The sequence below is a fragment of the Pseudonocardia sp. T1-2H genome (assembly GCF_038039215.1).
Lineage (GTDB): Bacteria > Actinomycetota > Actinomycetes > Mycobacteriales > Pseudonocardiaceae > Pseudonocardia.
Map to the genome: position 1 here is coordinate 2,206,272 of NZ_JBBPCL010000001.1, position 24,949 is coordinate 2,231,220.

Annotated in this window: 29 protein-coding genes and 4 pseudogenes; 12 read left to right on the forward strand and 21 right to left on the reverse strand. The window is 72.4% G+C overall.

Going from position 1 to position 24,949, the window contains the following annotated elements:
- Positions 1-678: 678 nt before the first annotated feature.
- The 11 genes and pseudogenes from WBK50_RS10945 to WBK50_RS10995 all read left to right on the forward strand — a co-directional run bounded on the left by WBK50_RS10945 (position 679) and on the right by WBK50_RS10995 (position 6,954).
- Positions 679-1,083 (forward strand): hypothetical protein, encoded by a 405-nt coding sequence (locus tag WBK50_RS10945; protein WP_341335487.1) that lies wholly within the window; start codon positions 679-681, stop codon positions 1,081-1,083.
- A gap of 481 nt (positions 1,084-1,564) precedes the next feature.
- Positions 1,565-2,185: a hypothetical protein gene (locus tag WBK50_RS10950; protein WP_341335488.1), complete on the forward strand. Its 621-nt coding sequence runs from the start codon at positions 1,565-1,567 to the stop codon at positions 2,183-2,185.
- Positions 2,178-3,488 (forward strand): SRPBCC family protein, encoded by a 1,311-nt coding sequence (locus tag WBK50_RS10955; RefSeq protein ID WP_341335489.1) that lies wholly within the window; start codon positions 2,178-2,180, stop codon positions 3,486-3,488. The genes WBK50_RS10950 and WBK50_RS10955 overlap by 8 nt, the downstream gene beginning before the upstream one ends.
- Before the next feature lie 3 nt (positions 3,489-3,491).
- Positions 3,492-3,926: a gas vesicle protein GvpJ gene (gvpJ, locus tag WBK50_RS10960; RefSeq protein ID WP_341335490.1), complete on the forward strand. Its 435-nt coding sequence runs from the start codon at positions 3,492-3,494 to the stop codon at positions 3,924-3,926.
- Positions 3,923-4,654, forward strand: coding sequence for a GvpL/GvpF family gas vesicle protein (locus WBK50_RS10965; RefSeq protein WP_341335491.1), 732 nt, complete (start codon positions 3,923-3,925; stop codon positions 4,652-4,654). The genes gvpJ and WBK50_RS10965 overlap by 4 nt, the downstream gene beginning before the upstream one ends.
- A gap of 5 nt (positions 4,655-4,659) precedes the next feature.
- Complete coding sequence (locus tag WBK50_RS10970) at positions 4,660-4,899, forward strand: gas vesicle protein GvpG (protein WP_297501161.1); 240 nt, start codon at positions 4,660-4,662, stop codon at positions 4,897-4,899.
- Positions 4,900-5,089: 190 nt separating this feature from the next.
- Positions 5,090-5,338 carry a gas vesicle protein GvpO gene (locus WBK50_RS35060; protein ID WP_445942242.1) on the forward strand — a complete coding sequence of 83 codons (249 nt, stop codon included), beginning with the start codon at positions 5,090-5,092 and terminating at the stop codon, positions 5,336-5,338.
- A complete protein-coding gene (locus WBK50_RS10980; RefSeq protein WP_341335493.1) occupies positions 5,335-5,721 on the forward strand; it encodes a gas vesicle protein in 387 nt (128 codons plus the stop codon). The genes WBK50_RS35060 and WBK50_RS10980 overlap by 4 nt, the downstream gene beginning before the upstream one ends.
- Positions 5,718-6,479 carry a GvpL/GvpF family gas vesicle protein gene (locus WBK50_RS10985; RefSeq protein WP_341335494.1) on the forward strand — a complete coding sequence of 254 codons (762 nt, stop codon included), beginning with the start codon at positions 5,718-5,720 and terminating at the stop codon, positions 6,477-6,479. Before WBK50_RS10980 ends, WBK50_RS10985 begins: the two co-directional genes overlap by 4 nt.
- Positions 6,480-6,506: 27 nt before the next feature.
- Positions 6,507-6,665, forward strand: a pseudogene (locus WBK50_RS10990) (gas vesicle protein); the annotation flags it as partial.
- Positions 6,658-6,954, forward strand: a complete 297-nt coding sequence (locus tag WBK50_RS10995; protein WP_341335495.1) for a gas vesicle protein K — start codon at positions 6,658-6,660, stop codon at positions 6,952-6,954. The pseudogene WBK50_RS10990 and the gene WBK50_RS10995, both read left to right, overlap by 8 nt.
- A 19-nt stretch (positions 6,955-6,973) precedes the next feature.
- Here WBK50_RS10995 and WBK50_RS11000 read toward each other — a convergent pair whose 3' ends face one another.
- Positions 6,974-7,369, reverse strand: coding sequence for an STAS domain-containing protein (locus WBK50_RS11000; protein WP_341335496.1), 396 nt, complete (start codon positions 7,367-7,369; stop codon positions 6,974-6,976).
- Between the two features lie 85 nt (positions 7,370-7,454).
- Entirely contained in the window at positions 7,455-7,724 is a 270-nt protein-coding gene (locus WBK50_RS11005; RefSeq protein ID WP_341335497.1) for a hypothetical protein, read from the reverse strand.
- 236 nt (positions 7,725-7,960) lie between these two features.
- Here WBK50_RS11005 and WBK50_RS11010 point away from each other — a divergent pair, with 236 nt between their 5' ends.
- A complete protein-coding gene (locus WBK50_RS11010) occupies positions 7,961-8,338 on the forward strand; it encodes a putative quinol monooxygenase (RefSeq protein WP_341335498.1) in 378 nt (125 codons plus the stop codon).
- A gap of 540 nt (positions 8,339-8,878) precedes the next feature.
- Here the strand turns inward: WBK50_RS11010 and WBK50_RS11015 are convergent.
- The 19 genes and pseudogenes from WBK50_RS11015 to WBK50_RS11100 form a co-directional block, all read right to left on the reverse strand.
- A complete protein-coding gene (locus tag WBK50_RS11015; protein WP_341335499.1) occupies positions 8,879-9,373 on the reverse strand; it encodes a DUF6390 family protein in 495 nt (164 codons plus the stop codon).
- Positions 9,374-10,079: 706 nt separating this feature from the next.
- Complete coding sequence (locus tag WBK50_RS11020; RefSeq protein WP_341335500.1) at positions 10,080-10,835, reverse strand: DUF6390 family protein; 756 nt, start codon at positions 10,833-10,835, stop codon at positions 10,080-10,082.
- A 70-nt stretch (positions 10,836-10,905) separates the two neighbouring features.
- A pseudogene (gene hypE, locus WBK50_RS11025) lies at positions 10,906-11,874 on the reverse strand (hydrogenase expression/formation protein HypE); the annotation flags it as partial.
- A 16-nt stretch (positions 11,875-11,890) separates the two neighbouring features.
- Positions 11,891-13,000: a hydrogenase formation protein HypD gene (gene hypD / locus WBK50_RS11030; RefSeq protein ID WP_341335501.1), complete on the reverse strand. Its 1,110-nt coding sequence runs from the start codon at positions 12,998-13,000 to the stop codon at positions 11,891-11,893.
- A complete protein-coding gene (locus WBK50_RS11035; protein WP_341335502.1) occupies positions 12,997-13,305 on the reverse strand; it encodes a HypC/HybG/HupF family hydrogenase formation chaperone in 309 nt (102 codons plus the stop codon). Before WBK50_RS11035 ends, hypD begins: the two co-directional genes overlap by 4 nt.
- Positions 13,296-15,623: a carbamoyltransferase HypF gene (gene hypF, locus WBK50_RS11040; protein ID WP_341335503.1), complete on the reverse strand. Its 2,328-nt coding sequence runs from the start codon at positions 15,621-15,623 to the stop codon at positions 13,296-13,298. Before hypF ends, WBK50_RS11035 begins: the two co-directional genes overlap by 10 nt.
- Positions 15,620-15,889: a HypC/HybG/HupF family hydrogenase formation chaperone gene (locus WBK50_RS11045; RefSeq protein ID WP_341335504.1), complete on the reverse strand. Its 270-nt coding sequence runs from the start codon at positions 15,887-15,889 to the stop codon at positions 15,620-15,622. The genes hypF and WBK50_RS11045 overlap by 4 nt, the downstream gene beginning before the upstream one ends.
- Before the next feature lies 1 nt (position 15,890).
- On the reverse strand, positions 15,891-16,424 hold the full coding sequence (locus WBK50_RS11050) for a hydrogenase maturation protease (RefSeq protein WP_341335505.1): 534 nt from the start codon (positions 16,422-16,424) through the stop codon (positions 15,891-15,893).
- Positions 16,425-16,580, reverse strand: a complete 156-nt coding sequence (locus WBK50_RS11055) for a hypothetical protein (RefSeq protein WP_341335506.1) — start codon at positions 16,578-16,580, stop codon at positions 16,425-16,427.
- A gap of 61 nt (positions 16,581-16,641) precedes the next feature.
- The gene (locus tag WBK50_RS11060) at positions 16,642-16,869 is read right to left on the reverse strand and encodes a hypothetical protein (protein WP_341335507.1); all 228 of its coding nucleotides are present in this window, start codon (positions 16,867-16,869) and stop codon (positions 16,642-16,644) included.
- A gap of 35 nt (positions 16,870-16,904) precedes the next feature.
- On the reverse strand, positions 16,905-17,024 hold the full coding sequence (locus WBK50_RS35065; protein ID WP_445942243.1) for a DUF6893 family small protein: 120 nt from the start codon (positions 17,022-17,024) through the stop codon (positions 16,905-16,907).
- On the reverse strand, positions 17,021-18,154 hold the full coding sequence (locus tag WBK50_RS11065; protein ID WP_341335508.1) for a hypothetical protein: 1,134 nt from the start codon (positions 18,152-18,154) through the stop codon (positions 17,021-17,023). The genes WBK50_RS35065 and WBK50_RS11065 overlap by 4 nt, the downstream gene beginning before the upstream one ends.
- Positions 18,052-18,369, reverse strand: a complete 318-nt coding sequence (locus WBK50_RS11070; protein WP_341335509.1) for a hypothetical protein — start codon at positions 18,367-18,369, stop codon at positions 18,052-18,054. Before WBK50_RS11070 ends, WBK50_RS11065 begins: the two co-directional genes overlap by 103 nt.
- The gene (locus WBK50_RS11075) at positions 18,366-19,007 is read right to left on the reverse strand and encodes a DUF6084 family protein (protein ID WP_341335510.1); all 642 of its coding nucleotides are present in this window, start codon (positions 19,005-19,007) and stop codon (positions 18,366-18,368) included. The genes WBK50_RS11070 and WBK50_RS11075 overlap by 4 nt, the downstream gene beginning before the upstream one ends.
- A complete protein-coding gene (locus WBK50_RS11080) occupies positions 19,004-20,692 on the reverse strand; it encodes a DUF5947 family protein (protein ID WP_341335511.1) in 1,689 nt (562 codons plus the stop codon). Before WBK50_RS11080 ends, WBK50_RS11075 begins: the two co-directional genes overlap by 4 nt.
- On the reverse strand, positions 20,693-22,492 hold the full coding sequence (locus WBK50_RS11085) for a nickel-dependent hydrogenase large subunit (RefSeq protein ID WP_341335512.1): 1,800 nt from the start codon (positions 22,490-22,492) through the stop codon (positions 20,693-20,695). It lies immediately after the preceding gene.
- A gap of 99 nt (positions 22,493-22,591) precedes the next feature.
- Positions 22,592-23,647 (reverse strand): NADH-quinone oxidoreductase subunit B family protein, encoded by a 1,056-nt coding sequence (locus tag WBK50_RS11090; protein WP_341335513.1) that lies wholly within the window; start codon positions 23,645-23,647, stop codon positions 22,592-22,594.
- A gap of 163 nt (positions 23,648-23,810) precedes the next feature.
- Positions 23,811-24,601 (reverse strand): annotated as a pseudogene (gene hypB, locus WBK50_RS11095) (hydrogenase nickel incorporation protein HypB).
- A gap of 90 nt (positions 24,602-24,691) precedes the next feature.
- A pseudogene (locus WBK50_RS11100) lies at positions 24,692-24,931 on the reverse strand (hydrogenase maturation nickel metallochaperone HypA/HybF); the annotation flags it as partial.
- Positions 24,932-24,949: the final 18 nt, after the last annotated feature.

The following is a 24,949-nucleotide window of genomic DNA, read 5'->3' on the forward strand; positions in this document are numbered from 1 at the left end:
GGGCAGGGACAGCGTGGCGCGGGCGTTGCGGGTCCGCCGCGGCGGGTGCACGGGTTCTCGCCGATCTACGCACATCGTCCTCCATCGCTTCCGACTCCTACGGACCGAATTGCGCATCCGGGTCGGCGGACCTTCCGGATCCGGGGTTCTCCTCCCCGACTTCTGATCTCGGGGCGCCTCCGGGCGGAGCCGCGAAGTGATCTGGGCCGTCCGGCCCGACCGCAGTTTCCGGCGACGCCGTGTGCGCACGGCAACATACCCACCGCCGAGTGCCGGCGCCCCGTTTCGGAGCCCGGGGGTCATCCGTACCGATTGCCGGCCCTCCTGCGAGCGTATTGTCCGGTAGCTGTCCCAATACCGTCTAAGCCGAGTACCGTCAACAGTTCGTCAGGAGCGAGAATAGTTCCTCCCGCACCTGGCGGTACCGATTCCCGCAGACGGCGCGGCAGCTGCGGCAGATGGCGTATTTCGGCGTGGAACGGCCTGCTCGGCGGGTCCCGGCAGCGGGAGGCGGGTATTGATGACGCACCGGCGTCGCGTGAGGGCGCACGACTCGAGCCGACGAGGAGGAACCCGAGTGGACCTCGACACGTGCGGGCGACCGCGGTCACGACAGCGTCTCCGGCGAACGGGATTCTGCTCGTCCTCCGACGATGGGGGTACCCGGTGACCGCGGCGGTGAACGACCCCCCGGTTCGCAGTCTTCGCGGGCTGCCGCAGGATCCTCCCGCGGACCCGGTCGAGAGGCTCAAGGCGAGTCTCAAGGAGCTGCTCCGGACGCTGCTCCAACGCGCCGTGGGCGTAGCCCTCGACCAGGTCGAGCACCTCGCGAAGTCGTTCGACGCGATGGCGGCGTCGGGCGGGTTCGTCCTCAGCGGCGTCCTGGGAGGAATCCAGGCGCGCCTCGCCGGAAAGAACCCGGTGTGGGGTGCCGTGAAGGCGGCCGTCGGGTCGCTCAGCCCGGGGGTGCGGGTGCTCCTCGTCCTCGCTCTCGTTCTCGCCCTCGTCCTGCTCCCGGTGACGGTCGTCCTCCTGTTGATCGCCCTCATCGTCGTGATCATCGTCGTGGCGTCGAAGTCCTAGGGCGGGCCCTGGAGCGCCGTCCTCCCAGGAGCCGGTTTCCCGGGAGTCCGGGTCATCGAGGGCGGCTTCAGGGTTCCTGAGCGGCGTGGCTTCCTGCATTGTGGAGACCGGTGAGGAGAACTCTTCACGCCCGTGATCGCCTTTGCTCTTCGGTGATCGAATCGGGGTAGGTCCGCACCGACATCCGAGTGGTGCTCGACGCATCGGCCGATCGAGTATTTCTGCGAACATTCGGGCCGAACAGGTGAATAATCCGACCGCGGTCACCCCGCACAAGGATGGCGAACCTGGGCTGCCTGGCTGGAAGATCTGCGCCGAACGGCGCAACTATCCTGGATCTTCGCCTTCCCGGTGTGCGAACAAATGGCAGCGGGTAGAAGCTGACGACCCCGGTTCGCGTCCGACACCGATCCCACCACACGACGCATGATCGCCGATCACGACGGTTCGACACGGAGCGGGCACTACACCAGGAGGCACGATGAAATGCGGCGTACGAGTAGCCCTAGGAGTGGCCGGCGGCTACTTCCTGGGACGAACGAAGAAGATGAAGCTGGCCATGATGCTCGGTGGCATGGCCGCCGGTCGGCGTGCGGGTGGGCCGGGTGAGCTGCTGGCCCAGGGCAGCAAGCTCCTCGAACGTTCGCCCGAGCTGGCCGCGTTGACCGACCAGATCCGTGGCCGCCTTATCGATGCGGGCAAGGGGGCTGCCATGGCGGTCGCCGCACGGCAGGTCGAGTCCCTGACCGACAGGGTCGGCAAGCGGGTCGAGTCCCTCGGCGATCTCGGCGGACCGAAGCGCCGCCCCGCCGAGGCCCCGGACGTCGCCGACGAGACCGACGACGTCGCCGACGAGACCGGCGAGGAGCCGGACGCCCAGGAGAGGGGTGCCGCCGCGGAGGACGTGGAGGCGGACGAGCCGCCGGCGGAGGCGCCGGCGCCTCCGCGTCGACGGCGCACCGCCAGGGCCGCGGGCAACGCGGGTGGCGCCGGTGGCGCCGGTGGCAAGGCCACGGCCGGCCGGGCCGCTGCGGCGGGCACGAAGGCCGCACGTGGTGCGGCGTCGAAGGCCAAGGCGGGCCGGAGGACCAGCAATGCCTGACGGGACGACGAAGCTCGCCGACGCACTTCCGGCCGACGCCCTGAAGGGCGCGGGACAGCGACTTCTCGGGCTGGTGGTACAGCGGGCTGCGGACGCGGCGACGGAACGGGTGACGAGCTTGACCGACCGGCTCAACGACGTCTCCGAGAACGGCGGGCAGGGCCTTCGGGCCGCGCTCGGGGGTAGGTCGCAGGACGAGCGCGACGAGGACGACGACAGGGCCGAGGGCGACGACAGGGCCGAGGGCGACGAGGACGGCGACCGGGACGGCGGGGGCGGAGGCTTCCTCTCCCGTCTGAAGGAGAAGGTCAAGGGCGTCTTCGGGGGCGGCGACGGGGACGGGGACGGCCCCGGCGGGGGCAGGGGCTCCAGCGGCAAGAAACTCAAGGTCACCAACATCGTCGAGCATCTCGACGTCGGCCTGCCGTTGCGGACGACGTACGACCTGTGGACGCGGTTCGGCGACTTCCCGACCTTCATGAAGAAGGTCGAGACCGTCGACACGATGTCGGACGAGAAGACCCAGTGGCAGGCGAAGATCTTCATCTCGCGTCGTCAGTGGGAGGCCACGATCCTCGAGCAGGTCCCGGACTCCCACATCGTGTGGCGCTCGAAGGGCGCCAAGGGACACGTCGACGGCGCGGTCAGCTTCACCCCGCTCGAGCCGAACGCGACGCGGGTGCTCCTGGTGCTGGAGTACTGGCCCAAGGGTCTGTTCGAGTACACGGGCAACCTCTGGCGTGCCCAGGGCCGCCGTGCCCGGCTGGAGTTCAAGCACTTCCGCCGGCACGCGATGACGACCGTCCTGCTGCACCCGGAGGAGGTCGAGGGCTGGCGCGGCGAGATCCACGACGGCGAGGTCGTGAAGACGCACGAGGAGGCACTCGAGGAGGAGCAGCGCGCCGGCGAGGAGGGCGAGGAGGAGTCGTTCGACGAGACCGGCGACGAGTCCCGCGACATGGAGGCCGTCGAGGACGAGACGGCGGAGGAGGAGCGGCCGGAGGACGAGGACCTCGAGGACGTCGACGACGAGTACGACCTCGAGGACGTGTCCGGGGACGAGGACGAGGACGAGGAGGACGAGGACCTGCCCGAGTACGAGAGCGACGAAGCGGTGGACGAGGCGGACGAGGAGCCCGCCGACGAGGAGCCCGCCGACGAGGAGCTCGCCGACGAGGAGCTCGCCGACGAGGGTGAGCCGGCCGAGGAGGAGCCGGCCGAGGAGGACGAGGCACCGGCTCCCCCGCGCCGCGGTCGGGCGCGCAGGGCGCCCGCCGGCGCCGGCGGACGACGGAGGCGATGACCCATGACGGTAGCCACGCAGCAGGGCGGCGGCGGATACGTGGAGCGAGGGGGCGGCGGAGGCGGGTCCAGCGGTCTCGCCGACGTCGTCGAGCTCATCCTCGACAAGGGCCTCGTCATCGACGTGTTCGTCCGGGTCTCGCTCGTCGGGATCGAGATCCTGACGATCGACGCACGCATCGTCGTCGCGAGCGTCGACACGTTCCTCCGGTTCGCCGAGGCGACCAACCGCTTGGACCTGTACGGGAAGGGCAAGGGCGGGAAGGACCTCACCCAGCTCACCCAGGGGGTGATGGAGGGCGGCGCGAAGGGCAAGACCTCCGGCGTGCTCGATGCCGCCGTGGACAAGTTCGAGGAGGTCATGACCAGCCGCCGTGAGGAGCGCGAGGAAGCTCCCCGGCGGCGGCCGAGGCAGCGTTCCCGGGAGGAGGACGGATGAGCGCCACGTATGTCTACGGCCTGATCGCAGCCGATGCCGACCTGCCCGAGGACCTGGCCGGGCTGGGCCCGTCCGGGTCGGTGAGCACGGTCGCCCACGGAAAGCTCGCCGCCATCGTCAGCGACGTGCCGCTGGACCGTCCGCTCGGCACCCGGGACGATCTCCTGGCGCACGAGCGCGTCGTGGACTCGGTGGTCAACCACACGACGGTCCTCCCGATGCGCTTCCCCGCCGTCATCGAGGAGGACGGCCTGGTCGAGGAGCTGCTCGAGCCCCACCAGGAGCACTTCCTCGCCATCCTCGACCGGCTCGACGGGAAGGTGCAGTACACCCTCAGGGCCCGCTACGAGCAGGACGTCCTGCTCCAGGAGATCCTCGAGGAGGACGAACAGATCCGCCAACTGCACGAGCAGGTCCGGGAACTGCCGGAGGACGCGGCCTACTACGACCGGGTCAAGCTCGGTGAGCTGATCGTGCGGGCTCTGGAGAAGCGTCGCGAGGTGGATGCCGTGGACATCGTGGAACGTCTCGAGCCGTTCGCGGCGGACGTCTCGACCACCACGCCGTCGCAGCCGGAGGACGTGGTGATCGCCGCCTTCCTCGTCGACCGGGACGCCGTGCCGGCGTTCGACGAGGCCGTCGAGGAACTGGGCCGGGACACCCACGAGTGGTTGCGCCTGCGCCTCCTCGGACCGCTGGCCCCCTACGACTTCATCCCGCAGGAGTGACGGCGGTGGGAATCGTGTCCGGGCTGCTGGGGCTCCCGCTGGCGCCTGTCCGCGGGGTCCTGTGGCTGGCCCAGCAGATCCAGGAACAGGCCGAGGAGCAGTACTACGACCCGGCACGGATCCGGGCGCAGCTGGAACAGGTGGACGAGGCACGCCGGTCCGGGGAGCTCTCCGAGGAGGAATGTGCCGAGATCGAGAACGAACTGCTGCAGCGTCTGATGACGCGTCGGGTCAGACCGGGCTAGGACGGCTGTGGCAGCGGACGACGAGCAACGGCGACCGGCGGAACGGCGCCGCCCAGAGCGTGCGGGATCCACCTCCCGCTCGGGTGCGGCGTCCCGTTCGGCTCGGGCCCGCACCTCCCACGACGGCGGTGATGATCGGGCGGAGGCGACCGGCGGGTCCAACGGACGAGCGGACCGGATCTCGGCCGCAGTGGCGGCCCGCCGGGCCGCCGAGCAGGTGGTGGCGCTCACGGGACGCGACTTCGAGAGCGTGATCTCGATCGAACGCACCGAGGACGGCTGGTGCGTCGGGGTGGAGGTGGTCGAGACGCACCGGATCCCGGACTCGGCCGACATCCTCGCGTCGTTCGAGGTGCAGGTGGATCGCCGGGGCGAACTGTCCGGCTACCGCCGGACCCGACGCTACAGCCGCGGACAGCTCCAGCAGGGAGGACGATGACGTCCGGAGGAATCCCCGTACCCGGCCGCGCACGCCCGCCGGAGCACCGGCAGGAGTCGACGAACCTCGCCGACATCCTGGAGCGTGTCCTGGACAAGGGCATCGTGATCGCGGGCGACATCCGCGTGAACCTGCTCGACATCGAGCTCCTGACGATCAAGATCCGGTTGCTCGTCGCGTCCGTGGACAAGGCGCGGGAGATGGGGATCGACTGGTGGGAGCACGATCCCAGCCTGAGCTCCGGCCAGCCCGACCTGCGCGAGGAGAACAAGCAGCTGCGCGCGCGGGTCGAGGCCCTCGAGGCCGGTCGGAACGGCCAGGAGGAGGCGGGGCAGGCCGACGAGCAGCCGGAGCCGGCCGCGCCGAAACGGAGGAGGCGATGACCCCGAACCCCCTGACCTATCTGTACGCGGTCCGAACCGCGACGGGCCCCGTGCCGGGCTCGGTGCCGGGGGTGGACGGCGAACGACCACGGCTCGTCGTCGAGGGCGACCTGGCCGCGGTCGTGGGGTCGGTCGGCGCGTCGCGGTTCGACGAGGAAGCCCTGGCCCGCGACCTGGAGGACCTCGGCCGGCTGGAGTCGCTGGCCCGCGCGCACCACGCCGTGGTGGCGGAGGCCGCGCGCACGCAGCCGACCGCGCCGGTGCGGCTGGCGACCCTCTACCGCGACGACGAGGCGGTCCGGCGCCTCCTCGCGGATCGGGCCGAGGAGTTCACCGCGATCCTCGAGCGGATCGAGGGCCGATGGGAGTGGGGCGTCAAGGCCTACGTGAAGCCGACGACCCGGCCGGAGGAGCGTGAAGCGGGCTCGCCCTCGGCGTCCGACCGGCCGGGCACGTCCTACCTGCTGCGCCGCCGGGCCGACCGGGACCGCGGGGAGCGGGAACGCGAGCGGGCGCGCACAGTCGCCGACGACCTGCACCGGACGTTGCGCACCCACGCGGCGGCCGGCCGGCTGTTCCCGCTCCAGGACGCGCGGCTGAGCGGCCGCGCCGACGAGATGGTGCTGAACGCGACCTACCTGGTCGATGCGGGGAAGGAGGACGGCTTCCGCAGCACGGTGGACTCCGTCGACGGTGCGACGGTGGAGCTGACCGGCCCGTGGCCACCGTTCTCCTTCGCCTCCCTGGAGGGCACATGAGCCTCGTCCGGCCGGACGACGAGCTTCTCCCTCGTCGACCTCCTCGACCGGCTGCTCGCCGGCGGCGTCATGATCACCGGCGACATCACCATCTCGCTGGCGGACGTCGACCTCGTGCACGTGTCGTTGCGAGCCCTCATCAGCTCGGTCCAGACGCTGCTGGAACCCGGGAGTGGGGATGCCTGAGCTGCCCCGCCGCATCGAGGCACAGCCGGACACGGTCGGCCGCGACCTCGGACGTCTCGTCCTGACGATCGTGGAACTGCTCCGTCAGCTCATGGAGCGGCAGGCGTTGCGCCGCGTGGAGGTGGGTGACCTGTCCGACGAGACCGTCGAACGCCTCGGCCTCGGCCTGATGCGGCTGGAGGAGGCCATGATCGAGCTGAGGGAGCATTTCGGCCTCGAGCCCGGTGACCTCGACATCGACCTCGGTCCGCTCGGGCATCTCCTGGGACCGGAGGCAGGTCGGCGCTGACGGACCCGGCGGCCCCCGCTCAGGCCGGGGTGGCGTGTCCCGGTGCTCCCGGAGCCACGCCCAGTGCGGCGAGCGCCTCGTCGATGCCGGCGTGCAGGTCGAACAGCTCGCGCAACCCCGCCCCGACGATCGCGGCCAGGACCGCGTCCGAGGAGACGGGGCAGAGCCCGACGTCGAGACGGCCCGCCCGCACGGCCACCCGCACCAGCATCTCCACCCCGGCCGGGCTCATCTCGTCGACCCCGGACAGGTCGAGCACGACGCCCCACGGATGCCGGTCCAGCGTTTCGTCGAGGACGGTCCCCAGCTGTGCGGCCGCGGGGTCGTCGAGCGGACCCGGCGCGGCAGCCAGCAACGGGATTCCGGGCCGCAGGTCCGCGGCCCGGGCCGGGCCGGCGCTGGAGGCGGTGTTCATCGCTCCACCCAAGCGGGCGAGCTGTCCCCGGGTCGATCCGGTTCGCGCAGTGTTCTGGACGATCGACGCGGGCGATCCGGGGGGTTCATCGCTGCGACCGTCTCCGCAGCGTGGCCGAGGGGGCCATGCGGTAACGGGCCTGATACGCCGCGGCGAGGCGGCCGGTCTGGATGAACCCCCATCGCCGCGCGACCCGGCTGACGGTGGTCGCCGCGGGGTCGGCCTCCACCGCATCGACCACCCGCCGCAGCGCCGTGGGCGCGAACGAGGGCGCCGAGGCGTGGCCGTCGAACCGGAACTCGTACGGCGACCGGGTGGAGCACAGGTCCAGGGTGGTGGGGCAGTAGTTCTTCACGATCGCGGCGCGGGTGTCGTCGAGGTCGAACTCGTGGAAGGAGACGGGCCAGGGCCGGCACCGGTGAGCCTCCTCGGGTCGCGCTCCGCCGTGTCCAGTAGGAACGAGGCGTCGAGGCTACGCCGCGGCGGCGGAACACATCACGCCGAAGCACCGGCCCGGTAAGCCCGGCCCCGCCCGGCCGGTTCCGCCCCTCAGGCTCAGGCGTCATCCACCGCTCGCCATTGATCCTGGTCGTGGACGAGACCAGTCGGGGCCGTCCGTCGGACCGGCACACCGTCGGGCCGAGTGATGTGAGCGGGAGGAAGAACATGGCGGTGGCCGTGGGGCTGTTGGTGACCTGCGAGGCGAAACGGGGCATGGAGTCCGAGGTGGAGCAGTTCCTGCGCACCGGGGGTGAGATGGCCAAGGACGAACCGGGCACGCTCCTATGGTTCGGCGTGCGCCTCGGCCCCACCACCTACGGCATCATCGACTTCTTCCCGGACGCCGCCGCCCGCACCGCCCACCTGCAGGGCAAGATCGCTCACGCTCTCACCGACCGGGCCGACGAGCTGTTCACCAAGGCACCGGACATCAAGCCCCTCGACGTGCTGGCCTCCAAGCTGCCTTGACCCGGGTCGCCGCCAGAGCGCGTGCACGGTGTGCCCGTCGCGCGGCGGAATCCAGCCCTGCCCAGGTTCCCTGCCGTCCTCGGTCACGGCCCAGCATCGGTCACGGCTCAGGGTGACCGCTCCCCGCGGGGGCTGCCTCGGCCTCGTGGAGCCAAGACCGCGTGGCCGTACCGGCCCGGCGGGACGCCTGACGCCAGGGTTTGGTCCACGGCCTTGTCAGCGGGGGCAGGGAGGAGTAGACCGTCTTCCACGGGATTCCGGCAGGCCTAGGCCGAAACGGAAGAGAAGGTTCGTCCTCCCGGCCGGCGATCTCTGGGCTTGAGCTGCGGGTACCCACGCGAGGCACGCCGCGAGAAGGCATCGGGCCCTTGGGGTCTGCGTCAGTGGGCTGGCTGTTGCCCACGACGCCGAGACCGTCGACCAGGGCGCCCTGCGCACGCTTGGTAGCCCGAGCTCGAGCCCTCGGGGGCCCGCCCCAACCTGGCGCGCGGGGCGGGTCTCCGACCCTGGGGCAGGCTGTGCGGCGCGGCCGCGGGCACCTCAGCTCTCTTGCGCGGTTGCGGTCGCGTTGGTCAGGGTGAGCTGGTCGGTCGTGCGGCGCTCCAGCTCGTCCCGCTGCTCCGGGGTGAGGCGGTCGCACACCCAGTCCCAGTGCAGCGACACCACGTCGCCGGCCGTCACCGCGGCCAGCAGCGAACGCCCGGCCTGCGCCCACCGCGCCCGCTCCTCGACGGGCTCGCCGAGGCCCAGCTCCCGCCCGGACCACGTCAGCGGGCGGGACCGGACCAGCACCTCGTCGCCCTCGACCGCCAGCACCGTGAAGACCTGGAAGCTGTGGTGCTTGCCCTCGTTGGCCACGTAGAGCGGATCCAGGCCGAGCAGCGCAGCGCTCTCGACGGTGGTCCCGAGTAGCAGCCCCTCCCGGCACCTCAGGACGGCTACGCCGTGCACCCTGATCGGGCCGCTGACGATGACCACGTCGCCCACCGCGGCCCGGGTCGCCCGGATGTCGACGCCCTCGTCGAGCACGCCCACCCCCGGCCGGTGTTGACGTAGATCCCGTCGCCGGACAACTCGTGCAAGGAGAACGGGGTAGGGGCTGGCACCGGTGGGCCTCCTCGGGTCTCGACCGGGCCAAGTCGCCCGGGCCGCCTGCCCCGGCAAGCCGGCCCGGCCGGGCAGTAGCGCTCGTCAGGCCCCGCGTCACCTGTCGCCCCCCGAGGCCCTGGGTGCCTTCGGCAGGGTCAGAGCACCTCGAGGGGCTGCCGTCGCCGCGGCGGGGGAAGGCCTCGTCGAGCAGCTCGAGGTCGGTCGGCTCGAGCCGCACGTCGAGCGAGCGGCGGACCACGCGTCCGGCGCAGTCGGATGTCCACCATCAGGGCGCTGAGCAGCGCAGACGGCTCAACCACGCCCGTCGCCGACAGCGAGGAACGTGGCCTTGTCAGCGGAGGCGGGATGGAGTAAACCGTCCCTCACGGGAACCGGCAGGCCAAGGCCGAAACGGAAGAGAAGGTTCGACCTCCCCGGCCGGCGCCCTTCGACTCGAGTATCGGGCACCCACGCGAAGCACGCCGCGAACAGGTATCGGGCCCCTGGGGTCTGCGCCAGCGGGCGATCATCGCCTCCTGCCGCCGAGACCACTCACCACGGCGCCCTGTGCACGCTCGGTAACCCGATCTCGAGTCCCGGGGGCCCGCTCCGCGGGGCGCGTGGGGCGGGTCCTCGACCCGGGCCACGGCACTCACGCCCCGCCCGCCGGTGCGGTCGCGTTGGTCAGGGCAAGCTGGTCCGTGGTGCGGCGCTCCAGCTCGTCCCGCTGCTCCGGGGTGAGGCGGTCGCACACCCAGTCCCAGTGCAGCGACACCACGTCCCCGGGCGTCACCGCGGCCAGCAGCGAACGCCCGGCCTGCGCCCACCGCGCCCGCTCCTCGACGGGCTCGCCGAGGCCCAGCTCCCGCCCGGACCACGTCAGCGGGCGGGACCGGACCAGCACGTCGTCGCCCTCGACCGCGAGCACCGTGCCGTCGCGGATCCGGCACCGGTCCAGGATGTGGAGCGCCGGGCCACCCGCGGTGTCCGTGGCACCTCGGCCGAGCAGCCCCACCCAGGGGTAGACGGTGAAGACCTGGAAGCTGTGGTGCGCGACCGCGGGGAGCCCGCCGGCGAGCACCTCCCAGTTCGCGCCGGTCTCGCGCGCGAACCTCACCCGGATGTCCTTCGCGAACTGTGCCGGGTCCACCCGGTCGAGCAGCTCGTTGCCCACCCAGTAGGCCTCCACCACCCGCGGGTCGAGCGGCGGCAGGCCGGCGGCGGCCGCGATGGCCTCGAGATAGGCGACGGCGCCGTCGAACGCCTGCACACGCTCGCCCATGCCTCCGGCGGCGGCCGCGGCGACGTCGAGGACCGCGTCGGCGTCGGCCGGACCGCAGTAGCCGAGCTCGTTGGGCGGGTAGGCGTAGCGGGCGAACAGCACCTCGCCCGCGGTGGCGGTCGCCATCAGCAGATCCGGGGAGCTGCTCGCCGAGGGGCAGGTCGACCACCCGGGTGCCGCCCAGCCCGGTCCTCGTCACCACCATGCCGGGGTGGGCCTCGACGCAGCGGCCGATGACGACGGCCTCCTTGCCGAGCTCGTGGGCCTGCATGGCGGCGAGCACCTGCTCCGCCTCGGCCGGGGGGACGAAGGCGACGAGCTTGCCCTCGTTGGCCACGTAGAGCGGGTCGAGGCCGAGCAGGCTGCAGGCGTTGGCGACGCCCTCCGGCACCGGGAGATCCCGCTCGACCAGCTCGACGCCCACCCGTCCCGCGCGGGCGATCTCGTTGAGCGAGGCGGCCAGGCCACCACGGGTGGGGTCGCGCAGCACGTGCACGTCCGCGCCCGTGGCCAGCATCGCCGCGACCAGGCCGTTCAGCGCGGCACAGTCGCTCTCGACCGTGGTCCCGAACTGCAACCCCTCCCGGCAGCTGAGGACGGCCACGCCGTGCACCCCGATCGGCCCGCTGACGATGACCACGTCGCCCACCGCGGCCCGGGTGGCCCGGATGTCGACGCCCTCGTCGAGCACGCCCACCCCCGCGGTGTTGACGTAGATCCCGTCACCGTGCCCCGCGTCGACGACCTTGGTGTCGCCGGTGACCAGCCGGACCCCGGCGACCGAGGCCGCGGCGCCCATGGCCGCGGCCACCCGGCCGATGTCGCGGAGCGGGGTGCCCTCCTCGAGGATGAACGCCGTTGAGAGGAAGAGCGGGCGCGCCCCGGACATCGCCAGGTCGTTGACCGTCCCGTTGACGGCGAGGTCGCCGATGCTGCCGCCGGGGAAGAACAGCGGCTTGACGACGAACGAGTCCGTGGAGAACGCGAGCCGCCCGGGCCCGACGTCGAGCACGGCCGAGTCGCCCATTTCGGCCTGGGCGGCGTCGCCGAAGGCCGGCAGGAAGAGGTGCTCGACGAGCTCGGCCGACAGCGTGCCGCCGCCGCCGTGGCCCATCACCACCGTCGGCGAGTCGCGCAGTGGCACCGGGCAGGTCCAGCTGTCCATGTCGATGGTCGGCCGCTCAGGCACCGGCGGCCTCCGTGAGCTCGAGGCGCCGGTAGGTGTAGTACGCGGCGCAGGCCCCCTCGGACGAGACCATGGTGGCGCCCAACGGGTTCCGCGGGGTGCACTCCCTGCCGAACGCGGCGCACTCGTGCGGTTTGATCAGGCCCTGCAGCACCTCCCCGGAGCGGCAGATCTCCGACTCGGCGGTGTGGATCCCCCGGACGTCGAACCGGTGCTCGGCGTCGAAGTCCCGGTAGCGCTCCGAGAGCCGCCAGCCGCTGTCCGGGATCATGCCGATGCCGCGCCAGGCCCGGTCGGTGACCTCGAAGACATCCTGCAGCATGGCCTTGGCGGGCAGGTTCCCCTCGGCGGGGACGGCGCGGGCGTAGGCGTTCTCCAGCTCGTGCCGGCCCGACTCGAGCTGGAGCACGGTGCGCCGGATGCCCTCGAGGATGTCCAGCGGCTCGAACCCGGTGACCACGATCGGTACGCGGTACCGCTCGGCCAGCGGCGGGTACTCGGCCGTCCCCATCACGCTGCAGACGTGTCCCGCCGCCAGGAACCCCTGGACCCGGCAGGTGGGCGACTCCATGATCGCGGCGACCGCCGGGGGGACGAGAACGTGCGAGACCAGCAGCGAGAAGTTCGGCACCCCCATGCGCTTCGCCTGGTAGACCGTCATCGCGTTGGCCGGGGCGGTGGTCTCGAAGCCGATGCCGAAGAACACCACCTCCTTGTCCGGGTTCTCCCGGGCGAGCTTCAGCGCGTCCAGCGGCGAGTAGACGACCCGGACGTCGCCGCCCTCGCTCTTGATCCGGAACAGGTCGTGGCTGCTGCCGGGGACCCGGAGCATGTCCCCGAACGAGCAGAAGACGACGTCGGGCCGGGCCGCGATGGCCAGCGCCCGGTCGATGATCTCCAGCGGGGTGACGCAGACGGGGCAGCCGGGGCCGTGGATCATCTCCACGTCCTCGGGCAGCAGCTGGTCGATGCCGTGCCGGATGATCGAGTGGGTCTGGCCGCCGCAGACCTCCATGATCGCCCACGGCCTGGTGGTCGCGGCGTGGATCTGCTCGAGCAGCCGGGCGGCGAGGTCGGGATCGCTGAACTCGTCCAGGTACTTCATCGTGCTGCTCCTTCCGTGGTCGTCCCGGGCTGCGGCGCGGCCCGTGCCGCGCGCTCGAACCCGTCGCCGAACTCCTCCTCCAGGACCCCCATGCCCGCGAAGGTGCGCAGCGTGTCCAGGGCCGACGCCTCGTCGAGGCGCTGGATCGCGAAGCCGACGTGCACGATCACGTACTCGCCGGCGACGGCGTCCGGGACGTACTGCAGGCACACCTCCTTGCCGACGCCGCCGAAGTCGACCTCGGCCATCGGGGTCAGGTCCTGTTCGTAGGTGCGGACGATGCGGCCCGGCACGGCTAGGCACATGGGACACCTCTCGAGGAGTCGGCGGCGATCACGAGTTGCCCCAGCGCGATGCCGCCGTCGTTGGGCGGCACCACGCGGTGGCGGAGAACGGTGAACCCGTCGCGGCGCAGGGCCCGGCAGACGCCGGCCAGCAGGGTCGGGTTCTGGAACACCCCGCCGCTCAGCGCCACCGTGGACAGGCCGGTGGCCGCATGGGCGGTCGCGGCGACGCCGGCGACCAGGTCGACGACGGCGGCGTGGAAGCGGGCGCTGACGACGGCGCGCGGCACCCCGGCCCGGACGTCGGCGGCCACGGCCCGGACCACCGGGGCGGGGTCCATCGCCTCGCCGAACCGGTAGCCGCCGGAGGCGGGGACCCCGCGGCCGGCCCCTTCGAGCTCGACGGCGGCCTGCCCCTCGTGGTCGGCGACCTGGCAGACGCCGGCCAGCGCGCTGACCGCGTCGAACAGCCGGCCCATGCTCGACGTGGGGACGCAGCCGAGGCCGGTGGTCAGCTGGTGGTCGAGGACCGCGCGCTCGGCGGCGGGGCAGGCGGCGACGCACGGAAGGTCGTCGGTCCATTCGACGCCCGCGGCGCGCAGGTGGGCCAGGGCCATCCGGTAGGGGCGGCGCACGCTCACGTCCCCGCCGGGCAGCGGCACGTAGCCCAGGTGGCCGACCCGTTCGAAGCCCGCGTAGTCGGCGACCAGCACCTCGCCGCCCCACACCGCGCCGTCGGTTCCGTACCCCGTTCCGTCGAAGGCGATCCCGATGACCGGGCGCGTCCCGTCGAGGCCGTGCTCGGCCATCACCGACGCGATGTGGGCGTGGTGGTGCTGCACCCCGGTCAGCACGCGCCCGCCCTGCTCGCGGCGCGCCCAGCCCGTGGACCGGTAGAGCGGGTGGTCGTCGGCGGCGAGGTGGGTGGGGGCGACGCCGGTGAGCATCCGCAGGTGCTCCTGGGTGGCGCCGAACGCGTCGAGGGTCCGCAGGTCGTCCATGTCGCCGACGTGCTGGGAGAGCCAGGCGTAGCGGCCCGCGCCGACCGCGCAGGTGTTCTTCAGGTCGGCCCCGACGGCCAGGGTCGGGGGGATCGCCACGGGCAGGGCCACCGGCAGCGGCGCGTACCCGCGGGAGCGGCGGATCGGCAGCTCCTCGCCGTCGACGACGCGGGCCACCGAGTCGTCGCAGGGGACGCGGATGGGCCGGTCGTGGCGCAGCCAGGCGTCGGCCAGCCCGGCCAGGCGCACCAGCGCGTCCGCGTCGTCGGTGACGATGGGCTCGCCCGCGAGGTTGCCCGAGGTCATCACCAGCGCCCGTGGGCCCGGCTCGTCGCCCGGCAGGCCCAGCAGCAGCGTGTGCACCGGCGTGTAGGGCAGCAGCAGGCCGAGGTCCGGGTTGCCGGGGGAGACCGACGGCGCGGACCGGGCCTCGGGCCGGCGCTCGACGAGGACGACGGGACGCCGCGGGCCGGCGAGCAGCGCGGCGTCGAGATCGTCGAGGACGGCCAGCTCCCGGGCGGTGGCCAGGTCCGGCACCATCACCGCGAACGGCTTGGCGCCGCGCGCCTTCCTGCGGCGCAGGGTGGCCACGGCGTCCTCGTTCGTGGCGTCGCAGGCCAGGTGGTACCCGCCGAGGCCCTTGACCGCGACGACCGCGCCGGCGGTGAGCAGCCCGCGGGCCCCGGCCAGCGCGGCCTCGCCGTGGGGCCGGTCCCGGCCCGCGACGAGCTCCAGCCGCGGCCCGCAGCCGGGACACGCGATGGGCTGGGCGTGGAACCGGCGGTCGGCCGGATCGGCGTATTCCCGGGCGCAGTCCACGCACATCGGGAAGCCGGCCATGGTCGTGGCCGGCCGGTCGTAGGGCAGGTCGGTGATGATCGTGAAGCGCGGCCCGCAGTTCGTGCAGGTGATGAAGGGGTGCCGGTACCGCCGGTCGCCGGGGTCGGCGAGCTCGCGCAGGCAGTCGTCGCAGGTCGCGACGTCGGCGGAGGCGAGGGTGCGACCGCCGGCGACACGTTGCGATTCGGCGATCCGGAACCCGGTGCCGCCCGTCGGGGCCACGGCGGCGGACTCGACCCGTTCGACCACCGCGAGGGGCGGGGCGTCCCGGGTCAGGGCCGCGCCGAGCGCCGCCACGGCCTCCGGGGCGCCCTCGGCCTCGACCACGACGCCGGCCGAGTCGTTGGCGACCGTCCCGGTGAGCCCGAGCGCTGTCGCGGTGGCGTGCACGAAGGGCCGGAAGCCCACGCCCTGCACCAGTCCCACGACCCGGTACCGGCACCGGACGCGGGCGGGGGTCGCGGGGGCCGGGGTGGTCGAGGCGCGGGCGAGGGTCACGGCGGACCCTCCGGTCCGACTTCCTCCCGCGGGCGCCCCATCAGCTCCAGGCCGGTCATCGCCCGCTCGGCCCCGGCCGCGTCGACCCGCTCGACGGCGAACCCCATGTGGATGAGCACCCAGTCACCGACGGCGAGCGCCTGGTCCTCGTCCGCCAGCATGCCGATGTTCACCTTGCGGTGGGCGCCCTCGACGTCGACGAGGACGAGCTGGCCGCCGTAGCCCTCGACGTGCCCGACGACCCGGCCCGGGATCCCGAGGCACATCTCAGGCCTCCGACCGTGGCGTGGTGCCCGCCGGACGGGGTGTCGGCAGGTCCGCCACGAGGCGCTCGACCCGCTCCTCCACCTCGGCGACCGCCCCCGCTACCGCCCTGCTGACGACCGGGGTCAGCCCGATCCCCGGGCCGACGTCGAGCGGCCGGCAGCCGACGACGATCGTCGGCGGCAGCTGCCCGCCCAGCGAACCCAGGCTCGCGAGCACGGCGACCGGGCTCATGGCGTGGGCGTCGAACGGGGCATCCCCGATGTCGTCGGGGCCCACCTGCAGCACCGTCAGCTCGCCGGGCTCGCCCGCGCCGGGCAGCGCGTCGACGAGGACGAGCGCGTCGACGCCGTCGAGCAGGTCGAAGGCCAGGTGCATCCCGCGGATGCCGTAGTCGACGACGCGCACAGCGGGGTGCCGGGGGCGCCCGAGGAGCCGCCCGGCCACCGCGGGCCCGAACCCGTCGTCCTGGCAGAAGATGTTCCCGATCCCGGCGACCAGGATCCGCGGTTCCACCGTGCCCGTCCCGTCCCGCATCTAGCCGCCTTCGCCCTGCTCGTGCGGGTCACGGCTCTTGGCCTCCCCGCGGCCCGTCCCGGCCCGGTGGGCCGGGCCCACCGACGCCTCGCCGGGCTCGTCCTCGGCACCCTCGGCCGCCGGATCGGCGGTCCTGGGATCGTTCGGTGTACTCATCTCTTTCCCCTCTGCTCCTCCTCGTCGCGCTGCACCCGGCGGGGTGACTGGTGGCCGGGCGTCAGCGGTCGCCGGTCGGCAGCTCGGGCGCTTCCGGGTCGTTCGCCGACTGCGGGTCGACCGAGTCGTCGCTGTCCTCGTCCGACTGGCCCGCCGGCCGGTCGACCGGGCCGCCCGCCGGCTCGTCCGAGCCGGTGTCCCGCGAGCCGGGGGCTCCGCGCTCGCTCTGGGGTTCCTCCGACAGGTGTCCGCCCGCCGGTCGGCTCTCGTCCACCGCGTCGTTGTCCACTGTGTCCTCCTCGGTGAGTGGGTTCGGGCAGTGCGCTACATCCGGCGAATCTCGAGGTAGCGCTTGACGTCCGGGATCGAGCGCACGCCGAGCACGACCGCGCCCGCCAGGGCGGCCGCCATCACCACCGTGGTCAGCACTCCGAGCGTTCTCATGGCGCGGTCTCCTCTTCTCGGTCGGGATCTGCGGCCCCGAGGGGTTCGAGCTCGTCGGGGGCGAAGTACAGGTAGCGGCCGTACCAGTCGTGCAGCTCCGCGGCGGGATCGTCGAGCAGGGTGACGGCCACGTGGGTCTCGCCGTCGAGGTCGACGTGGACGCCGCTGACCCGGGCCTCCCGGTCGGCGAAGAACAGGTCCTGGGCGTCGGCCCGCCGGGAGGGGTGCAACCGGACCAGGCTGCCCCGGGCGACCGGCACGCCGGCGACGACGACGCTGTCGGTCTCGGGGGTGACGTCGGCGGCGGCCTCGGCCGCCCACCAGTCGTCGCCGGTCAGGGTGGACGTGCCGGCGCGGGGGTCGCGCAGGATGCCGTGCAGGCCCTGCATCTCCTGCGGGGTCATCTGCTCGCAGCGGTCGATGATGGCCGCGGCGTGCGGGTCGGTGGCCCGGGCCTGCGCCTTCTCCTCGTCGGTCAAGGTCATCACCCGCAAGGTCAGGATCTCGTCGATCTCGCACGAGTCGAACAGCTCCCCGGCGCTCTGCGGCGCCACCTCGGGGTGGTCGTAGAGGATGATCGGCAGCCCGAGCACCACGTCGGTCTGCCCGGGCGCGCCGGCCAGCACGGGCCAGCAGCGCCGCTGCGTACACCGGCGGGCGGCCGCGGTGGCGTGCTCGGGCGGGTCGATGACGGAGAGGAACGCCGCGTCCTGCGCGGTGAGGAGCAGGTGCGTCCCGATGAACGAGCGGCCGATCGCCTCGCCGGAGTCCCGCGCGCCGTCCGCGGTGTTGTCGACCGCGGCCGTGAGCCGGACGAGACCGTCGTCGGCTTCGGCCGAGACCCGCAGCGTCGCGGTGAGCGGGCGGCGTCGGCGGACGACCCGGCCCGCCACCGTGCCCGCGGCGTCGAGCAGGCTCTCCCGATCCTCGCCGCCGTCGATCCCGACCGGCACCGTGACGCCCGCGGAGAGTTCGGCGAGGGTGAACGGGCCGAACCCGACCTCGTGCTCGACCGCCTCGTCCCAGCTCAACCAGCTCGTCCCGTCGACCACGAGCTCGCGGACCGGGGTGAACCGGCCGTCGGCGCCGGCCTGCTCGACACCGCGTGCCTGCAGCTGCAGGCACCGCACCGCGACCTGCACCGAGGCGCCCGGCCCGGGGAGAGCAGCGTCTGCATCGCCAGGCCCGATTCCTCGCCCAGCCCCGCGGCGGCCGCCCCCTCGGGGGCGAGCACCCCGAACTGCCAGCGCACCTGGTTCTTGCCCGACGTCGCGCGGTAGGGGTAGAGGAGGTAGCCCTCGTAGAGCACGGCGTCCGCCACGAGCCGGGCCTGGTCCACGGTCATCGCGCCGCCTCCTCCGCCTCGGCCAGCAGCTGCCCCAGCGCCGCCTCCCAGGTGGTGAGCCCGCGGGTGGACTTGTACCGCGAGAGCGCGTCGAGCGTGTCGCGGTCGAGCCGCACCCAGCCGGAGCCCGGGAAGTACAGGTCCATCAGCTCGCGCCACACCGCCACCGGCATCTCGTGGCGGGCCTCGCGGTCCCACGGGATCTGGGTGACGGAGAACCCCGTCTCGCCCCGGGCGAACACGGTTCCGCTGAACAGCAGTTCCAACGGAACGCTGCCGTTGCGCAGCGCGTGCAGGTACTTCGCGCCGGCCACGTCGAAGTCGTAGGTGCAAGGCAATACCAGGTCGACGTCGGTCGAGCCGCTGAAGCCCGGGACCACGGCGGTGGCGTGCATCCACAGGAACGGTTTGAGGGTGTCCGCCCAGCGGTTGCGCGGCCCGAACAGGTCGAGCAGCCCCTGCTCCTCGGCCGGCCCGTAGGGGCGGCGGTGCGCGTCGATGCGGACCTGGGCCCGCAGCACCAGGGCGTGCACCGGCTCGCCGGAGGTCTCCTCGATCCGGAGCTTGGCCACCAGGTTCGGTGCGGCGCTGTAGGGCTCGGCGACGACGTCGAGGACGGTGAACTCGAGCTCCGTCACGGCCGGGCCCCGGGTGGCGCGGGCCGGCTGCGGGAGGCCGCGGTCGCGAAGAACCGGTCGATCAGGGCCCGGGCGTCCTGCCCGCCGTCGAAGCCGCGCCACACCTGCCGCAGCCCGCCCACCAGCTCGTAGCAGGCGTCGATCGGGACCAGGAAGCACTCGAAGTCGGTTCGCCCCCCGTCCGGGCCGCGGACGATGATCGCCTCGACGTCGGGGGCGAGCGCGCGCAGCTGCGGGTTGGCCGCGACGACGTCGTCCCAGGCGCCCATCGGCAGTTCGGACTCGGCCGCGCCCGCCGGCCCGGGGTAGAAGGCGACCGTGCGGTCCAGCACCGAGTTGCGGAAGAAGAACGCCAGCCCGACGGGGATCTCCAGGGCATCCCACAGCGGCCGCTCGAGGCGGAAGTCCGGGAAGGAGAGGAACCGGTCGGGAACCGACCGGTAGCGGAGCTCCGCGTGCTCGTCGGTGAAGAGCAGGTAGCACGCCCGGCAGGTGCACAACAGGCTCCGGGCGGCGACGTTGACGACGTGGACGTGGACGTCGCCGATCGCCTCGGCGCACATCTCGCAGCGCCCGCCGTCGACCGGCGGCGGTCGGCGGGCCCGGATCCGCCCGAGGACCGCGATCGGGGAGCCCCCGGCCCGGGGCGCGGGTCCGGTCACGATGCCGCCTCCGCGGGAAAGAGCACGTCGGTGGTCATGCGCGCACCGGCCCCGGGGTCGGCAGCGCGAGGGACACCACGTCGTCGCGCACCAGCAGGGGCAGCGGTTCCAGGTGGCGGTCGCCGTCGAGGGCCGCGCCCGCGCGCCGGACGTCGAAGTGCGTCCGGCAGGTGGGGCACCGCAGCACGGCCTCGCCGACCGCACCGCCGAGGCGGCGGGCCAGCGCCGTTCCCCCAGGCCGCCGGTGCAGACGGGACACCCGTCGCGGTAGGCGAACAGGTCCGGGCCCACCCGGGCGACGACCACGGGCGCGCCCGCCACGACGAGTCCCCGCACCTCGCCGTCCGCGACGTCGGCCGGCTCGGGCACCGGGTACCAGGCGGAGCCGCCCGCCCGGCCGTCGGCCTCGGCGGCGTCGAGCTCGTCGAGCCGCACCCGCAGGGCGCTGACGGGGATGACCGGGCCGATGGCGTCCTGGCCGCCCCCGGTGTCGACCTCGATCCCCGTGATCTCGGGGGCCGCGGCCTCCACCGCCCCCTCGACGGCGAGCTTCAGGGTGACCGACGACGACGCGCAGCCGTCACAGCTGCCGAGCAACCGGAGCCGGACCACGCCCGCGTCGGTGACGCCGAGCAGCTCGACGTCGCCCCCGTGCGTGCCCAGGTAGGGCCGGACCTCGTCGAGCGCGCGCTCGATCCGCGTCTCGACGTCGTAGGGGTGCAGCCCGTGCACCAGCAGCAGGCTGGCGACGAGATCGTCCGCGGCCAATGCGTCGAGCACCGGCCCGTCGAGGTGTCCGCAGTCGTGGACGATGTCGAGGATCCGGCCGAGCCCGGCCCCGTAGAGGTCGGCGACGAGGCGGACGAGCTCCTCGCTCCGCTCGCGGGCCATGGCCCCGTGGGCGGAGCTGGCGTCGAGCAGCATCTCGATCCGCTCGCCGGCCGCCCGCAGGTCGGACTCCGGCGTCGAGGACTCGGTGTCCACGTGGTCGGCGTCCGTCACCTGGTGCGCCGCGGGGGACATCTAGTCGCCCGTGACCGACTGGGTCGGCGAGTGCAGCAGGTCGAGTTTCTTCCCGTCGCCGAGGTACATGTGTACCCCGCAGGGCAGGCACGGGTCGAAGCTGCGGACCGTGCGCATGATGTCGATGCCCTTGAAGTGATCCCGGTCGTTCTCCTCGAAGAGGGGCTGGCCCTGCACCGCGTCCTCGTAGGGGCCCGGCGTGCCGTAGGAGTCCCGCGGGCTGGCGTTCCACGGGGTCGGCGGGTAGGGGTGGTAGTTCGCGATCTTGCCGTCCCTGATGACCATGTGGTGGGAGAGCACGCCGCGCACGGCCTCGGTGAAACCGCAGCCGATCCCCTCGTCGGGGACCTCGAACGTCTCCCAGGTCTTGGTGTGCCCGGCGCGGATCTCGACGAGCGCCTTCTCGGCGAAGTGCAGCGCGCAGGCCGCCGCGTAGGCCTGGAAGTAGGTCCGGGCCCGGTTGCGCTCCAGGGTGTTCGACCCGGCAGTCGGGATCTTCCACTCCAGCTCGACGGGGCCCTTCAGCGCGGTCTTCGGCAGGTTGATCTTCACGCTCCGGCCCGTCGACTGCACGTACCCGATGTCCACCAGGCCGGCCAGTGCGGTGGACCACAGCCGGGCCAGCGGGCCGCCGCCGGTGTCGAGGGCCAGGTAGTCCTTGCCGTCGTACCAGCGCGGGGACATCACCCAGCTGTACTTGTCGTCGAGGTCCCGCTTCTGCGGCACCGGGTTGGTGTGCTGGTTCCACGGGTGCCGGCTGTCAACCGGGTTGCCGAGCGGATCGTTCCTGACGAACATCTCCTGGCCCTGCCAGTCCTCGTAGTAGGAGGAACCGAGCAGGATCCGGATGCCCAGGTTGATCTCGACCAGGTCGGTGGTGACGAGCTTGCCGTCCACGACGACGCCCGGGGTGACGAACATCTTGCGTCCCCAGTCGGTCATGTCCTTGTACTCGAAGTTGCAGTACTCCGGGTCCTGGAAGGAGCCCCAGCAGCCCAGCAGGGTGCGGCGCAGGCCGACCTTCTCGTAGCCGGGCAGCGCCTCGTAGAAGAAGTCGAAGAGGTCGTCGTGCATCGGCACGACCTTCTTCATGAACTCGACATAGCGCATGAGCCGGGTCATGTAGTCGGTCATGAGCTGGATGGTGGCGACGGTCCCGACGCCGCCCGGGTACAGCGTGGAGGGGTGGACGTGGCGCCCCTCCATCAGGCAGAACATCTCCCGCGTCAGGCGACTGACCTGCAGCGCCTCGCGGTAGAACTCGCCGGTGAAGGGGTTGAGGGAGCGCATGATGTCGCCGACGGTCCGGTAGCCGTGCTCGCCGGCGTGCGGGGCCTCGGTGCGGTTTGCCAACTCCAGCACGCCGGGGTTGGTCTCGGCGACCATCTTCTCGCAGTAGTCCACCCCGACCAGGTTCTCCTGGAAGATGTTGTGGTCGAACATGTACTCGGCCGCCTCGCCGAGGTTGACGATCCACTCGCCGAGGTGCGGCGGTTTCACCCCGTAGGCCATGTTCTGCGTGTAGCAGGAGCAGGTGGCGTGGTTGTCGCCGCAGATCCCGCAGATGCGGCTGGTGATGAAGTGCGCGTCGCGCGGGTCCTTGCCCTTCATGAAGATCGAGTAGCCGCGGAAGATCGAGGACGTGCTGTGGCACTCCACGACCTCGCGCTGCTTGAAGTCGATCTTGGTGTAGATCCCCAGGCTGCCCACGATGCGGGTGATCGGGTCCCACGCCATGTCGACCAGCTCGCGGCCGGACGTCGTGCCGGACTGGGACGGTTTCGGGACGGTCGTCGTCATGGGGTCGCCAATCTGAGCTGCCGGTGGTGGACGGCGGAACGTGCGGAGGCGCGAAGTGCGAAGAGACGAGGGGACGGGCGGGGGAGTCCCGCCCGGCTCCTACCAGGTGCGGCGGGCCCCGGTGGCGAGCTCGCGGCTGCGCTTGCGCCAGCGGGGTTCCTTGTCCAGCGTCTTCGTCGTGACCGCGCGCAGGTTGCGGATCACCGAGCCGTACACGCCGGACGCCGTCGTGGAGAGCCTGCCGCCGGGTGGCTCGTCCATGAAGGGCATGAACTTGTCCGGGAAGCCGGGCATGGTGCACCCGATGCAGATCCCGCCCACGTTCGGACAGCCGCCGACGCCGTTGATCCAGCCCCGCTTGGGGACGTTGCACTTGACGACGGGGCCCCAGCAGCCGAGCTTGACGATGCACTTGGGCGAGCCGTACTCGGTGGCGAAGTCGCCCTGCTCGTAGTACCCCGCCCGGTCGCAGCCCTCGTGCACGGTCCGCCCGAAGAGCCACGTGGGCCGCAGCGCGTCGTCCAGGGGGATCATGGGCGCCTGGCCGGTGGCCATGTAGAGCAGGTAGGTCAGGGTCTCGGAGAGGTTGTCGGGCTGCACCGGACAGCCGGGCACGCACACGATCGGGATGCCGGCCTTCGACTTCCAGTCCCAGCCGAGATAATCGGGGACCCCCATGGCCCCGGTCGGGTTGCCCGCCATGGCGTGGATGCCGCCGTAGGTCGCACAGGTCCCGGCGGCCACGATCGCCGTCGCCTTGGGTGCGAGCCGGTCCAGCCACTCGCTGGTGGTGACGGGCTGACCGGTGGCCGGGTCGTTGCCGAACCCGCACCAGTAGCCCTCGTCGTGCAGCTGCTCGTTCGGGATCGACCCCTCGACCACCAGGACGAAGGGCTCGAGCTCGCCGCGGTCGGCCTTGAAGAACCACTCGAGGAAGTCGTCCGCGCCGCCGGCGGGTCCGCACTCGAAGTCGATCAGCGGCCAGTGCACCGCGATCTTGGGTAGCCCGGGCAGCGCACCGAGCGCGATCTCCTCGATGCTGGGTTGGGTGGCCGCGGTGAGCGCGACGGAGTCCCCGTCGCAGCTCAGACCTGCGTTGATCCACAGAACGTGGATCAGCGTCTCCTCGGCCTTGATTCCTTCGGCAGAGAGCATGACGTCCCTCCTCAGAGGAGTCGCGCCGCTGCGGCTCCGGCCGCGTCCTCGGGCCTGAAACGAACTAGTGACGCACATCACTTGCTACGCCACTTGCAGGATCACGTCAAGAGCATCGGGCGATTGACGGGAAGCTCCGCGCGGGTGCAGCTAGATGCACCCTTCATCTATTGTCAGAGGCGCTTTCCGCCGGCTGTCCGGAGGCCGGCGCCAGCCGCTCCAGCCAGCCGTACCAGTGCGCCATCCCCTCGCCCCGGATCGCGGACACGGGCAGGGCTCGGCCGCGGGCGCGACGGCCCGGACGTTCCCGACGATCTGCTCGAGGGTGACGTCGAGGTGGGACAGCAGGTCGATCTTGTTGATCAGCACCAGGTCCGCGCCGACGAACATCTGCGGGTACTTGAGCGGTTTGTCCGGTCCCTCCGTCGTCGACATGATCACCACCCGCCCCGTCTCCCCGAGGTCGAACAGCGCGGGACACACCAGGTTGCCCACGTTCTCGACGATGACGACCGAGCCGGGTCGGGGGTCGAGGGCCCGGAGTCCGCGGGCGGTCATGTCGGCGTCGAGGTGGCAGCCGGCGCCGGTGTTGATCTGCACCACGGGGCAGCCGGCCGCCTCGATGCGCTGCGCGTCGACGAGGGTCTCCTGGTCGCCTTCGATGACCCCCAGCGGCAACGCGGCCTCGGCGATCGTGCGCTCGAGCAGCGTCGTCTTGCCCGAGCCCGGAGCGCTCATCAGGTTGACCAGGACGCAGCTCCGCGCGGCCAGCCAGGTGCGGTTGTGCTCGGCGAGGTGGTCGTTCTTGGCCAGGATCCGTTGTTCGAGGACGACCGTGCGGGCGCGGTCCGGGTCGTCGGGACGGTCGTGGTCGTGGTCGTGGGTGTGTCCGTCGTGCCCGACGGTCGTCAACCGGACGCCGGCGTCGTCGCCGCACCCGCAGGTCGCGCACATCTCAGGCCACCTCCACCGATCTGATCGAGGCTCGTGCCCGCTCCGGACGCGGACGTCCGCACTGCCGCAGTCGCACAACAGGATGCGGGTGTCGAGTTCGAAGTCCGAGCCGCAGTCCGCGCAGTGCGCCCGCCCCGGTGGCTCGGCGATGACGAGGGCGGCTCCGTCGAGGTCCGTCCCCGCCGCGACCAGTTCGAAGCAGAAGCGCAGGGCCTCCGGCTCGACCCCGGAGAGCTTGCCGACGTCCAGGGCGACGAGCGTGACGCGCCGGCCCGGGAGCCGGTCGACGACGGAGTCGACGATGCTCTGGGTGATGGACAGCTCGTGCAACGCCGCCTCCCGAGGATG